The 13,690-nt window shown below is 62.9% G+C and carries 11 protein-coding genes; 3 read left to right on the top strand and 8 right to left on the bottom strand.

Annotation, left to right across the window (positions count from 1 at the left end; all coding sequences use genetic code 11):
- Positions 1-53: 53 nt before the first annotated feature.
- Genes aroK through pilM form a run of 5 tightly spaced genes read right to left on the bottom strand, consistent with a single transcriptional unit; the run spans position 54 to position 4,169 of the window.
- Positions 54-572, bottom strand: coding sequence for a shikimate kinase AroK (gene aroK / locus ACLEJU_RS06240; protein WP_060509908.1), 519 nt, complete (start codon positions 570-572; stop codon positions 54-56).
- A 4-nt stretch (positions 573-576) separates the two neighbouring features.
- A complete protein-coding gene (locus ACLEJU_RS06235) occupies positions 577-1,845 on the bottom strand; it encodes a type IV pilus secretin PilQ (RefSeq protein ID WP_435422366.1) in 1,269 nt (422 codons plus the stop codon).
- Positions 1,769-2,785 (bottom strand): pilus assembly protein PilP, encoded by a 1,017-nt coding sequence (locus tag ACLEJU_RS06230; protein WP_435422365.1) that lies wholly within the window; start codon positions 2,783-2,785, stop codon positions 1,769-1,771. Before ACLEJU_RS06230 ends, ACLEJU_RS06235 begins: the two co-directional genes overlap by 77 nt.
- A complete protein-coding gene (locus tag ACLEJU_RS06225) occupies positions 2,782-3,318 on the bottom strand; it encodes a PilN domain-containing protein (RefSeq protein ID WP_435422364.1) in 537 nt (178 codons plus the stop codon). The genes ACLEJU_RS06230 and ACLEJU_RS06225 overlap by 4 nt, the downstream gene beginning before the upstream one ends.
- Positions 3,318-4,169, bottom strand: a complete 852-nt coding sequence (gene pilM / locus ACLEJU_RS06220) for a type IV pilus biogenesis protein PilM (RefSeq protein WP_435422395.1) — start codon at positions 4,167-4,169, stop codon at positions 3,318-3,320. Before pilM ends, ACLEJU_RS06225 begins: the two co-directional genes overlap by 1 nt.
- Before the next feature lie 176 nt (positions 4,170-4,345).
- On the opposite strand from pilM, the gene ACLEJU_RS06215 reads away from it, so the two are divergent.
- Complete coding sequence (locus ACLEJU_RS06215) at positions 4,346-6,799, top strand: penicillin-binding protein 1A (protein ID WP_435422363.1); 2,454 nt, start codon at positions 4,346-4,348, stop codon at positions 6,797-6,799.
- A gap of 171 nt (positions 6,800-6,970) precedes the next feature.
- On the opposite strand, the gene ACLEJU_RS06210 is transcribed toward ACLEJU_RS06215, so the two are convergent.
- From ACLEJU_RS06210 to rpmE, 3 genes are all read right to left on the bottom strand, one after another.
- Positions 6,971-8,239, bottom strand: coding sequence for a malic enzyme-like NAD(P)-binding protein (locus tag ACLEJU_RS06210; protein WP_085677944.1), 1,269 nt, complete (start codon positions 8,237-8,239; stop codon positions 6,971-6,973).
- Positions 8,240-8,418: 179 nt separating this feature from the next.
- On the bottom strand, positions 8,419-9,240 hold the full coding sequence (locus tag ACLEJU_RS06205) for a thermonuclease family protein (protein ID WP_435422362.1): 822 nt from the start codon (positions 9,238-9,240) through the stop codon (positions 8,419-8,421).
- Positions 9,241-9,242: 2 nt separating this feature from the next.
- The gene (gene rpmE / locus ACLEJU_RS06200) at positions 9,243-9,458 is read right to left on the bottom strand and encodes a 50S ribosomal protein L31 (protein ID WP_027920990.1); all 216 of its coding nucleotides are present in this window, start codon (positions 9,456-9,458) and stop codon (positions 9,243-9,245) included.
- A gap of 167 nt (positions 9,459-9,625) precedes the next feature.
- Here rpmE and ACLEJU_RS06195 point away from each other — a divergent pair, with 167 nt between their 5' ends.
- Positions 9,626-11,845 carry a primosomal protein N' gene (locus tag ACLEJU_RS06195; protein WP_435422361.1) on the top strand — a complete coding sequence of 740 codons (2,220 nt, stop codon included), beginning with the start codon at positions 9,626-9,628 and terminating at the stop codon, positions 11,843-11,845.
- A gap of 108 nt (positions 11,846-11,953) precedes the next feature.
- Entirely contained in the window at positions 11,954-13,690 is a 1,737-nt protein-coding gene (gene argS, locus ACLEJU_RS06190; RefSeq protein ID WP_435422360.1) for an arginine--tRNA ligase, read from the top strand.

The following is a 13,690-nucleotide window of genomic DNA, read 5'->3' as shown; positions in this document are numbered from 1 at the left end:
GCCGCGCGGTAACGTTGAACCTCGCCTCGGCGCTGGCCGAGAATAGTCCCGGCTTAGCGGGGCGGCAACTGCTGCAGGCGCTCGAGAATATCGAGCACCACCATACGCGGTGGTCGTTCGTCGGTTTCCACCACTAGGTCGGCGATTTCGCGATAAAGCGGGTCGCGCGCTTCGAGCAAGGCACGCAGGGTCGCCTCCGGGTTGGCGGTGCGCAGCAACGGGCGGTTGCGATCGCGCGCCGTACGCCCGACCTGTTGCTCCACCGAGGCGTGCAGGTAGATCACCCGGCCGCCCTCGTGCAGCGCCTGGCGGTTTTCCGCGCGCATGACTGCGCCGCCACCGGTTGCCACGACCACGCCATCGAGTGCGCAGAGCTCGGCGATCATCGCCTGCTCACGGTCACGGAAGCCCGGTTCGCCTTCCTTATCGAAGATCCACGGGATGTTGGCGCCGGTTCGCAGTTCGATTTCCTTGTCGGAATCTTTGAACAGCAGGCGCAGCTCTTTGGCCAACAGGCGCCCGATGGTGCTTTTGCCAGCACCCATGGGCCCTACAAGTATCAAATTTCGCACAGAATCAACGACTCACAGCAATCGCCTGGTCACTCATGATACGCGGAGTCAGGAAGACCAGCAGCTCGGATTTTTTCTCTTGTAATGCATCGCGTCGAAACAGCCGCCCAACATACGGCAGATCGCCGAAAAATGGCACCTTGTCGACCACATTGTTTTGCGTGGTCGAGTAGACGCCACCGATGACGATGGTTTCACCGTCCGCCACGCGGACCTTGGCATTGACCTCGTTCTTGCGAATCGGCGGCACGTCGTTCAGGGCATTGACGAAGTCAGGCTCGTCCTTGGTCACCTTGACCGTCATGATCACCTTGCCGTCCGGAGTGATCTGTGGCGTGACCTCCAGCGACAGCGAGGCCTCGCGAAAGGCCACCGAGGTGGCGCCACTCTTGCTGGTTTCCTGATAAGGCACCTCGGTGCCCTTGAGAATCCTGGCGGTTTCCTTGTCGGCCGTGACCACCTTGGGCTGGGAGATGATTTCGCCGTTGCCGCTCTTTTCCATGGCGCTGAGCTCCAGATCCAGCAGCACGCCGCCACGCAACAGGCCAACTCCGATGCTGGCGCCGCCCCGCTCCATGCCCAGGTCGACAAACAGGTCCTTGCCCAATTGCGGCGCTTCCCCGTACAGCTGTCGCCCCCAGCGCACGCCCAGGCCTTTCTCATAGTCGACATTGGCCTCGACGATGCGCGCCTCGATCTCTACCTGCTGTACCGGCACATCAAGCTGAGCGACCAACTGCCGCAACTCGGCAAGGCGGTCAACAGGCTGGTGCGCGACCAGGGTGTTGGTGCGAGCGTCGACGCTCAGGCTGCCACGACCGGTCAGAATGCCGTCATCCGCCAAGGTTGCCAGCAGCAGCTCCGCAAGGTCGGAAGCCTTGGCGTGATGGATCGGCAACAACTCACGTCGCAAGGGTTGCAACTGCGCATCCAGCTCTTGCCCGATCCGGGTGCCGCGGGATTGCTCGGCCAACTCGCCAGCTGGCGCCACCAGCAACACATTCCCTTCCTCGCGCCGAGCCAGTCCTTTGCTACGAAGGACCAGCTCCAGCGCCTGATCCCAGGGGACCTCCTGCAACCGCAGGGTGACATTGCCTTGCACCGTATCACTGGCCACCAGGTTGATCCCGGCGTAGTCAGCCAGCACCTGCAGCACCGAGCGCACCTCGACATCCTGAAAGTTCAGCGAGATGGGCTCACCCCGATAAGGCGCCGCGATACACCACTGACTGGGTATCAACGCCACCACTACCCACTTCAACAGCCATTTCATCACCTTCCGTGGCCTCCGTTGTCACGCTCTTCCTGAGCGCCAGCATTACCGTGCGTTCACGCCACACGCCCCCTACGAAAAGTCGCTCACGCACATCCAGCTGCCGTTCGCCGACCTCCACCACAACACCGCCATCACGCCCCAGCTGATCACCGGGACGCACGCGATACAAGCGACCTGCCGCCAACAGCAACGCTTCGCGCTGCTGTCCCCGCTGCAGACTGCCGACCATCTGCAGCTGCGCCAGCGGGACGCTGGCAAGCCCTGCCTGCGCAATGCGCTTCGCCCAGGCGGAAAACGGATCGAGAACCACCGGCAGAACCTCACCTCGAGCGGGTGAATCAGCCAGTGACAATGGCTCGGGCACTGCTCCGTCAGCCTGATAGGCATGCACGCGAATGCCAAGGCGCAACAGACCGGGCCTGTCATCGGCAGCTGCCAACTGCAACCCCTCGGCACGCAACAGACGATCTTGGCCAAGCCAGTCGTCCAGCCACATCCGCAGCCCTGAATAGCGTCCAACTACCTGCACGTCCAACGGTGTCTGCCAGTAACCAGGCTGCTTGATTTCATCAAGTACATCGAGTCGCTCGAAGTGCAGGCCATGCGCATGCCCCGAGGCCGCCAGCTGGTCGAGCAAATCACTCATGTCGGCCCCGCCGGCAAGACGCCAGCGAGCATCCTGCAAAAGTTGCCGTTCATCATCGAGGGCCTTGCGCATTTGCGTCAGCGCCAGCACCTCGGCAGCTTTGGTTTCATGCGCCTGAAGCAGGCGAACTTGCCTTGCGAGTTCTTCCTCCTGAAGCTGCAGCCATTGCGGCAAGCGAAACAGACAGCCGAGCCCAAACAGGATGAGGCCCATGGCAAAGGGCAGCGCGTAGCGAAAAAAACGCGAGCGCTCGACGAGGGCAAGCCATGCACCTGGCTCCAGCAGATTCACGACCAGAACGCCGATAGGCGGGCCAACAACAAAAACTCGTCGCCACCCGGCTGACTCTTCAGGCTTTTCAGCTCCAGTTCACGCATCACGGCAGAGCGCTCCAGCTCACGCATCAGCTGCGCCACGACTGCTCCTGAGGCGGCCACACCGACCATGCTCACCCGTGAGCCTTGCAGTTCGAGCCTGAGTAGTTGAACGCCCTCCGGCAGCGCCCGCTCCAGATCCGCAAACACCGCTGTCACCAGCCCCTGCTCAGCGCGCAATTCAGCCAACGCCGCAGCCTGCGCACGCACCGCGTCATGGGACTGCCTGATACCATCGTGCTCGGTCATCTGCACCTCGAGCATGTCGATTGCGGCTTGCTGGCCATTATTGGCATCAGCTTGCTGTCGAGCTCGCTGCCGAGCCAGTTGGTCCATCAGCAGCACCGCAGATAACGCCACGACGGCTGCCCCCACCAACATCAGGCGCAAACGCCGGAGCGCTGCCAGGCGCTGCCGCTCTCGCCACGGCATCAGATTCAGGCGCAACATCAGCACACACTCCCCATTGCCAGTGCAAAAGCCAAGGCCATGCAGTCCTCACTGCAATCCACACCAGCCACAGGCGGCAATGGCCGGCACGGCAAGCCGAGACGTTCACTCAGTTGATTGTGCAAGCCTCGTCCGATCGTAGGAGCACCGACGACCAGCACTTCTTCCGGCCCCGCTCCTTCAGCGAATACATCACTGGGCAAGTCAGCCAGCACATCCGGGAGCAATTCCCGCCTCAAAGGCAGCGTATCGCCAAGCCAGCCATGCAGCGTCGAACTGCCCGGCTCGATACGCAGCAGTGCTGCCGGGCCTTTGGCTTGCTTTGGCATCAGGCGGCGCAAGGCAATGCTGTCCACTTCCGCAACCTCCAGCTCCAGACCTGCCGCTTCGAATGCTGCTTGCACAGGCTGCAATGCACTCTGACGACTGGCCGCGACCAGGACATCCAGGCTATCGGGTTGAAGCAAAGAGGCGCCCAGCACCTGAAAGTCCAGCACCAGGTCTTCAAGGGGAAAAGGAAACAGCCGGTCCGCTTCCGCCAGCAGCTGTGCCTCCATTTGACTCGGAGCCTGACCGACTGGGAGCTGGCACAGCTTGCAGATCACTTGCGAGGCAGGCAGTGCCACGGCAGCCCGGCGCTGGCGACTGCCAGACTGCCGACAAGCGCTGCGCAGGGCCGCGACGATTCGGTCTGGATCCTGCCAGCCACTGCCAGGCGCAAAGGGCTCGACAGCCCAGACCAGCTGCTGGTAGCGCCCCCTGTGGCGCCGCAACTGTGCAATACGTATGGAGTCGGAAGCGATTTCCACCCCCAACAGTGAACTGGCATCCTTGCCAAAACGTCCAAGCATAGCGACTTCCTTGTTACAACCATGAACCGCCGCGTTGCCGGGCCTGACCAGCCAGACGGTGCAGCGGGCCGCCTGGCCGGTCACCCGGCGAGGCGAAAAATGCTTATAATGCCCAGCGTTTTTTCGTCCGCCGGCCCCGTGCGCAATTCACCCCTCAATCTGGACACCGAAAAGCCTTGATACGCCTGCTGAAGTTCTTCTGGTGGTCTTTTGTCGCAGTCATCTGCGCGCTCGTACTCGGTGTGAGCGGTGCGTTTCTGTATCTTAGTCCCAACCTGCCGTCGGTCGATTCGCTCAGAAGCGTTCAGTTGCAGATTCCCCTGAGGGTATACAGCAGCGATGGCAAGCTGATCGCCGAATTCGGCGAAATGCGCCGCTCGCCGATCCGTTTCGCGGAAATTCCACCACAGTTCATTCAGGCGCTTCTGTCAGCCGAGGACGACAATTTCCTCAATCACTACGGGGTCGATCCGAGCAGCCTGATGCGTGCCGCGACCCAACTGGTGAAAACCGGTCATATCCAGACTGGCGGTAGCACCATCACCATGCAGGTGGCGAAGAATTTCTTCCTCAGCAGCGAGCGCAGCTTCTCGCGCAAGACCAACGAGATTCTCCTGGCCTTGCAGATCGAACGTGAGCTGACCAAGGACGAGATCCTCGAGCTGTACGTCAACAAGATCTACCTGGGCAACCGTGCCTACGGTATCGATGCGGCCGCGCAGGTGTATTACGGCAAGTCGATCCGTGACGTGAGCCTGGCGCAGATGGCGATGATCGCCGGCCTGCCCAAGGCACCTTCACGCTTCAACCCGCTGGCCAACCCGGTACGCGCCAAAGAGCGTCGTGACTGGATCCTCGGTCGCATGTACAAGCTCGGCAAGATCGACGAGGCGAGCTATCAGGCCGCCCTGGCCGAGCCGCTGAATGCCAGCTACCACGTGCCAACCCCTGAAGTGAATGCGCCCTACGTTGCCGAAATGGCCCGCGCTGAAATGGTTGGTCGCTATGGCAGCGACGCCTACACCGAAGGTTTCCGCGTCACCACCACCGTACCGAGCGACATGCAGGAAATGGCCAACAAAGCCATCCTCAACGGCCTTACCGAATACGACGAGCGTCACGGTTATCGCGGCCCGGAAGCACGCTTCCCGGGCAAGACGCACGCCGCCTGGCTGCAGGAGCTGAGCAAGCAGCGCAACCTCGGTTCGCTGGAGCCGGCCATCGTCACCCAGGTCGAGAAAAACGGCCTCAAGGTGCTGACCCGTGACGGCAAGGAAGAAATCGTTGCCTGGGACACCATGAAGTGGGCACGCCCGTTCATCAACACCAACTCTCAAGGCCGTGCGCCGCAGTCGCCTGCCGACGTTGCCAAGGTCGGTGACCTGATCCGCCTGCAGCGCCTTGACGAAGGCAAGCTCAAGTTCAGCCAGGTACCAGGCGCGCAGAGCGCGTTGGTCACCCTCGACCCGTACAACGGCGCCATTCGCGCCCTGGTCGGCGGCTTCTCGTTCGAGCAGAGCAACTACAACCGTGCCATGCAGGCCAAGCGTCAGCCAGGTTCGAGCTTCAAGCCGTTCATCTACAGCGCGGCACTGGACAGCGGCTACACCGCCTCCAGCCTGGTCAACGATGCGCCGATCGTGTTCTACGACCAGTACCAGAACAATGAGTGGCGACCCAAGAACGACACCAACACCTTCCTCGGCCCGATCCGGCTGCGCGAAGCGCTGTACAAGTCGCGCAACCTGGTGTCGATCCGCCTGCTGCAGGCCATGGGCGTGGACCGTACCATCGACTACATCGCCAAGTTCGGTTTCAACAAGCAGGACCTGCCGCGCAACCTTTCGCTGGCGCTGGGCACTGCGACCCTGACGCCGATGGAGATCGCCACGGGCTGGAGCACCTTTGCCAACGGCGGCTACAAGATCAACCCGTACCTGATCGATCGCATCGAGAGCCGCAGCGGCGAGACCCTGTTCACCGCCAACCCGGCGCGCGTGCCGCAAGGCGCCGAAGACCATGCCGGCCTCGCAGCACCCGAGCAGCCAATCAGCACCGCGTCCCTGCCTGGCGAGGCGCCGTCCGCCCTCGGCCAGATCGCCCCACCACCGCAAACGCCTGCTATCGCCGAACAGATCATCGATGGCCGCACCACCTATATCCTCACCAGCATGCTGCAGGATGTAATCAAGCGCGGTACTGGCCGCCGGGCATTGGCCCTGGGCCGTACTGACCTGGCCGGCAAGACAGGTACCACCAACGAATCCAAGGACGCCTGGTTCTCCGGCTACAACGCCGATTACGTGACCACCGTGTGGGTCGGCTTCGACCAGCCGGAGACCCTCGGTCGCCGCGAGTACGGCGGCACGGCGGCGCTGCCGATCTGGATGAGCTTCATGGGTGCGGCACTGAAGGACAAGCCAAGCCATGCACCGGCGGAGCCGGAAGGCATCCTCAGCCTGCGGGTGGACCCGGTCAGCGGCCGTGCCGCTTCGCCAAGTACGCCAGATGCCTACTTCGAGCTGTTCAAGGCCGAGGACTCTCCACCGTCGGTGGATGAACTGGGCAACGGCACTGCGCCGGGCAGCCCGCTGCCAGCGGACGAAGCAGCGCCGATGGACCTGTTCTGACGGCGCACTCCTGAGCTGCCCTCTTCGCGGGTCAAGCCCGCTCCTACAAGATCCACGCCTAACCTTTAGGAGCGGGGCTTGCCCCGCGAAGAGGCCGGCACAAGAATCAAAAGACAAAGAAAAGCCCCGGCTCTCGCGAGCCGGGGCTTTTTTGTGTCACTACGGCTGGGTTCAGCCGTTGAACACTTCATCCACGCTGTTCAGCGGGTAGTGCTTCGGATACGGCAGGGTAGCCACGCCGGATTCGATGGCAGCCTTGGCCACAGCGTCGGAAACGACGGTGATCAGGCGAGCGTCCAGTGGCTTCGGAATGATGTACTCGCGACCGAACTCCAGGCCTTCAACACCGTAGGCCTCGCAGACTTCCTTCGGCACTGGCAGCTTGGCCAGGTCTTTCAGGGCGATGGCGGCGGCGATCTTCATTTCTTCGTTGATGCGTTTGGCGCGAACGTCCAGGGCACCACGGAAGATGAACGGGAAGCCCAGTACGTTGTTGACCTGGTTCGGGTAGTCGGAACGACCGGTAGCCATGATCACGTCGCTACGAGTGGCGTGCGCCAGCTCTGGGGAGATTTCCGGATCCGGGTTCGAGCAGGCGAACACGATCGGGTTGGCCGCCATCGACTTCAGGCCTTCCGGGCTCAGCAGGTTCGGGCCGGACAGGCCTACGAACACGTCAGCACCGTCCAGGGCGTCAGCCAGGGTACGCTTGTCGGTCGCGTGGGCGAACTGGGCCTTGTACTGGTTCAGGTCGTCGCGGCCAGCGTGGATCACGCCGCTACGGTCGATCATGAAGATGTTTTCGACCTTGGCGCCCATGCTGACCAGCAGCTTCATGCAGGAGATGGCGGCAGCGCCGGCACCCAGGCATACGATCTTGGCGTCTTCCAGCTTCTTGCCGGCGATTTCCAGGGCGTTGATCATGCCGGCCGCAGTGACGATCGCGGTGCCGTGCTGGTCATCGTGGAATACTGGAATGTCGCACTGCTCGATCAGGGTGCGTTCGATTTCGAAGCACTCTGGTGCCTTGATGTCTTCGAGGTTGATGCCACCGAAGGTGATCGAGATGCGCTTGACGGTGTCGATGAAAGCCTGCGGGCTTTCCGAGTCGACTTCGATGTCGAATACGTCGATACCGGCGAAACGCTTGAACAGAACGCCCTTGCCTTCCATCACTGGCTTGGAGGCCAGTGGGCCGAGGTCACCCAGACCGAGGATGGCAGTGCCATCGGAAATAACCGCGACCAGGTTGCCCTTGCCGGTGTATTTGTAGGCCAGCTCAGGATCACGGCCGATTTCGCGCACGGGCTCTGCTACGCCTGGGCTGTAGGCCAGGGCGAGATCACGGGCGGTGGCGGTGGGCTTGGAGAGCTCGACGCTCAGTTTCCCCGGACGAGGTTGAGCGTGGTATTCGAGAGCGGCGGTTTTCAGGTCTGACATGGTGGGCATTCCGCTATTTACTGTTCTGACGGACCGCCGAGGATACGCAAAGAGCCGGGGAGCCACAAGACTGGTCAGTCACTTGTGTCAAGGCCTTTGGCCTACGACTTTAAGCTATCACGCACGGGGGCATTCGACTCACAGTGTGTACAATCTGATAGCGAACTGTCTACATCTTTTCAGCCTGAAGAACGCTCCAGCATCCCGGGATCAGTCAGCGGCAACACCCAGCGTCGCTGCCCTGGCTTGAGCCCACCCTTGCGGGAACGATCCAGCACCCAGCCGCGCGCCTCGACCTGGCGTCCCTTGAGGTTAGCGAAGAAGCTGTTGGGGAAGGTGCGTTGCAGACGAGCGGGAATCTGCAACACCACGGCGTCATCCAGTTCGAGCCAGATACCGCCACGATTGCGCTCGATGCCACGGATGGTGCCGGCGACAATGGCGAACCCGGATTGCCGGACATCCGCAGCCCTGCGCACTGGCGAGTTGCGCCACAGCCCGGCCCGCGCCTCGCGCGCCACCCGCTCGGCTGCTAGCTGGCAACCCGCCAGGCGCACATTGGGCGCAACCGCTACGCGATAGCCAAGCCCTTCGCTGAGCAGCCGTGCTTCCAGATTGTCGCCATTACGCCCATAGATGTGCGCCAGGGTGCGGCCGTACTTGTCCTTGCCCTCGACACCCCGCACTAGCCCGACGCGCCCGTCACTGGCCTTGACTAATGCCTGCAGGCGCTGCCTGGCAGCCTCGGCATAAGATTCACTGGTGCGCCCCTTGCGCCCGATCTCTGGGGCATTGATGCCGATCATGCGCACACTGCGACCGTCGGTCAGGCGCAGCGTGTCGCCATCCACCACTTGGCGCACCGCCACCTGTTGTGGCTTGTCGGGCAGCGGGCAGAACGCCTGGGCCGGGATCTGCCAGATAGCGCCCACAAAAAAGGCGCCCACAAGGGGCGCCTTTTTCAGCAACAACGCGAAGCCCGAAGGATTCGCCATGCGCATGATTACTTCTTGGTACCGAACATACCGAAGCGATCGGCGAACTTCTGTACGCGACCACCGGTGTCCAGGACTTTCTGCTTACCGGTGTAGAACGGGTGGCACAGGTTGCAAACGTCGATCGCCAGGGTATTGCCCAGGGTCGAACGAGTTTCGAACTTGTTACCGCAGCTGCAGGTGACTGCAACTACTTCGTAGTTCGGGTGGATACCTTCTTTCATGGTCACTTCCTCGAGCTGCGTGCCGCCACCCAACACCTATTGTTGAATACCGCACGTAATTAGGCGGCGAATAATACCAGAGCACCGCGCCAACGCAAGTTGTCGCTTGCACCGACCGTCGTCTGCTAGGCTCGCCAGTCTTTGAAACACCCTCTGAGACCTGCCGCGTGTCCGACGTCATCCTGCGCCTTGCCCTGCCCTCCCCGTTGCGCCGCCTTTTCGACTACAAGGCGCCTGCAAGCATGGCGCGCCAGGTGCTGACCCCCGGCATGCGCATCCGCGTCCCTTTCGGCCGCCGCGAAATGATCGGTGTGCTGGTGGAGGTATGCGAGCAGAGCGAAGTGCCGGCCGACAAGCTCAAGCCCGCCAGCGCCTTGCTCGACCCGGTTTCACCGATCCCGGCAGCGCTGTTCAAGCTGTGCCTGTGGACTGCCCAGTACTACCAGCACAGCCTCGGCGACACCTTGAGCTGGGCGTTGCCCACGCTGCTGCGCCAGGGCGAACCTGCCGAAATGCGCCAGGAGCGCTTCTGGCACGTGGCGCCTGGCGCACGCCTGGAAGACCCGCGTATCGCCCGCGCCCCGCGCCAGCGCGACGCCCTCAAGACCCTGGCCCAGCACCCGCACGGCGTGGCGCACAGCCTGCTGAGCAAGCTCAACCTGAACAAGGACAGCCTCGACCTGCTGCTGGCCAAGGAGCTGGTTCAGCTGGAAGTGCGCCGCCACCTGCCGACGCACCGCCACGAACACTGGCTGGCACAGCCGGAACTACCGCTCAATGAAGAACAGCGCGAGGCCTTCGACGCCGTGCGCGAGGGCTTTGGCGGTTTTGGCGCCTTCCTGCTGGCCGGTGTTACCGGCAGCGGCAAGACAGAGGTGTACCTGCAACTGATTCGTGAAACCCTGGAGGCCGGCAAGCAGGCGCTGGTGCTGATCCCCGAGATCAACCTCGGCCCACAGACCCTGGCGCGCTTCGAACAGCGTTTCAACGCCCGCATCGCCCTGCTGCATTCGGCCGTGAACGACCGCGAGCGCCTCGATGCCTGGCTGGCCGCCCGCGACGGCGAGGCCGATATCATCATCGGCACGCGTTCGGCGCTGTTCACGCCAATGAAAAACCCCGGCCTGATCATCATCGACGAAGAGCACGACGGTTCCTACAAGCAACAGGAGGGCCTGCGCTACCACGCCCGCGACCTCGCGCTGGTACGTGCCCACCAGGAAAACATCCCGATCCTGCTCGGTTCCGCCACACCCTCGCTGGAAACCCTGCACAACGCACTCACCGGCCGCTATCGGCTGCTGCGCATGAACCAGCGCGCAGGTGGCGCCCGCCCACCACGCATGTTGCGCCTGGATGTGAAAAGCCTGCCGCTGGACAGCGGTATCAGTGGCCCGTTGCAGCAGGCCATCCGCCAAACCCTGGAGGCCGGCCAGCAAGTCCTGGTGTTCCTCAACCGCCGTGGCTTTGCCCCGACCTTGCTGTGCCATGACTGCGGCTGGCTGTCAGAATGCCCCCGTTGCGATGCCCGCATGACCGTGCACCAGCGCTCTGGCGTGCTGCGTTGCCACCACTGTGGCTACGACGAGCGCCTGCCGCACCAGTGTCCGCAGTGCAACCACGTCGATTTGCGGCCCGTTGGCGCCGGTACCGAACGCGCCGAAGAACGTTTGAAAGTGATCTTCCCGGATTACCCGATCCTGCGCGTGGACCGCGACAGCACGGCGCGCAAGGACGCCATGCACACCTTGTTCACCACCATCCAGCGCGGCCAGCCAAGCATTCTGGTGGGCACCCAGATGCTGGCCAAAGGTCACCACTTCCCACGGGTGACCCTGGTCGCCATTCTCGATGCCGACGGCGGGCTCTTCTCCGGCGATTTCCGCGCCAGCGAGCGCATGGCCCAGCTGATCGTCCAGGTGGCCGGCCGGGCCGGGCGTGCCGAAGAGCCCGGCAAGGTGATCATCCAGACGCACCTGGCCGATCACCCGCTGCTGGTGCAACTGACCGAACAAGGTTACTTCGCCTTTGCCGAACAGGCCCTGGACGAACGCCGCAATGCCGGGCTGCCACCGTTCTCTCACCTTGCCCTGCTGCGCGCCGAAGCTCACAAGCCCGGCCAGGCCGAAAGCTTCCTCGACGAAGCCTGCGCCGCTGCCGAACGCCTGGTCGCCGAACAGCGCCTGCCCGGCATCGAACTGCTGGGGCCGGTGCCTGCGCCAATGGAGCGCCGCGCCGGGCGTTTCAGGGCGCAACTATTGATTCAGGCCAACAGCCGGGCACCCTTGCATCGACTGATCAGCGCCTGGTTGCTAGTGTTGGAGCAACTGCCGAGCGGGCGCCAGGTACGCTGGTCGCTGGATGTCGACCCGGTCGACCTTTATTAAGCTTCTGCCCCAAAGGTTGGCAACCCGCCCCCGGCAACGGATAATGCCCAGTTTTTCCACCTGCGCATCCAGGCGCTCCACCGCGCTTGCGGTCGAAAAGAGATCCCCATGAAAGACACCATTCGCCAGCTGATCCAGCAAGCCCTCACCCAACTCGTCACCGACGGTGTGCTGCCTGAAGGGCTCTCGCCGGCGATCCAGGTGGAAAACGCCCGGGACAAGACCCACGGCGACTTCGCCAGCAACATCGCCATGATGCTGGCCAAGCCGGCCGGCATGAAGCCGCGCGACCTGGCCGAAAAACTGATCAACGCCCTGCCGGCCACCGCCGACATCAGCAAGGTCGAGATCGCCGGCCCAGGTTTCCTGAACTTCTTCCAGAACACCGACGCCCTGGCCAACCGCCTGGACGCTGCCCTGGCCGACGCCCACCTGGGCGCACGCAAGGCCGGCCCTGCGCAGAAGGTGGTGATCGACATGTCGGCACCGAACCTGGCCAAGGAGATGCACGTCGGCCACCTGCGTTCGACCATCATCGGCGACAGCGTCGCCCGCGTGCTGGAGTTCCTCGGTGACGAGGTGATCCGCCAGAACCACGTAGGCGATTGGGGCACCCAGTTCGGCATGCTGCTGGCCTACCTGGAAGAAAACCCGATCACCAGCGACGAGCTGTCGGACCTGGAAAACTTCTACCGCGCCGCCAAGAAGCGCTTTGACGAGTCCGAAGAGTTCGCCACCCGCGCCCGCGGCCTTGTAGTCAAGCTGCAGGCCGGCGACCCGGAGTGCATGGCCCTGTGGACGCGCTTCAAGGACATTTCGCTGTCGCACTGCCAGAAGACCTACGAACTGCTCAACGTCAAACTGACCATGGCCGACGTGATGGGCGAAAGCGCCTACAACGACGACCTGGCCAACGTGGTGGCCGACCTCAAGGCCAAGGGCCTGCTGGTCGAAAGCCAAGGCGCTCAATGCGTGTTCCTCGACGAATTCAAGAACAGCGACGGCGACCCGCTGCCAGTGATCGTGCAAAAGGCTGACGGCGGCTACCTGTACGCCACCACCGACCTGGCCGCCGTGCGCTACCGCAGCAACGTGCTCAAGGCCGACCGCGCCCTGTACTTCGTCGACCAGCGCCAGGCCCTGCACTTCAACCAGGTATTCGAAGTCGCCCGCCGCGCTGGCTTCGTCGGCCACCCGATGCAGATGGAGCACATGGGCTTCGGCACCATGAACGGCGCCGACGGCCGCCCGTTCAAGACCCGCGACGGCGGCACCGTGAAGCTGATCGACCTGCTCACCGAGGCCAAGGAGCGAGCCTACGCACTGGTCAAGGAAAAGAACCCGAGCCTGGCCGAAGACGAACTGCGCCACATCGCTGAAGTGGTGGGTATTGGCGCGGTGAAATACGCCGACCTGTCCAAGCACCGCACCAGCGACTACAGCTTCAACTTCGAACTGATGCTCAACTTCGAAGGCAACACCGCGCCTTACCTGCTGTATGCCTACACACGCGTGGCAGGTGTGTTCCGCAAGCTGGGCAAGGGCTTCGACGAAGTCGACGGCAACATCGTGCTGCAGGCCGCTCACGAACAGGACCTGGCCGCGCGCCTGGCCCAGTTTGGCGAAATCCTCAACAGCGTCGCCGACAAGGGTACCCCGCACGTACTGTGCAGCTACCTGTATGACCTCGCCGGCCTGTTCTCGAGCTTCTACGAGAACTGCCCGATCCTCGCCGCCGAAACGCCGGAACAGCAGCAGAGCCGCCTGCGCCTGGCTGCCCTGACCGGCCGCACCCTAAAGCAAGGTCTGGAGCTGCTCGGCCTGGAAACCCTGGAGCGCATGTAA

This window comes from Pseudomonas sp. SMN11 (assembly GCF_052041945.1).
Lineage (GTDB): Bacteria > Pseudomonadota > Gammaproteobacteria > Pseudomonadales > Pseudomonadaceae > Aquipseudomonas.
This window is presented reverse-complemented; position numbering and strand designations above follow the sequence as displayed.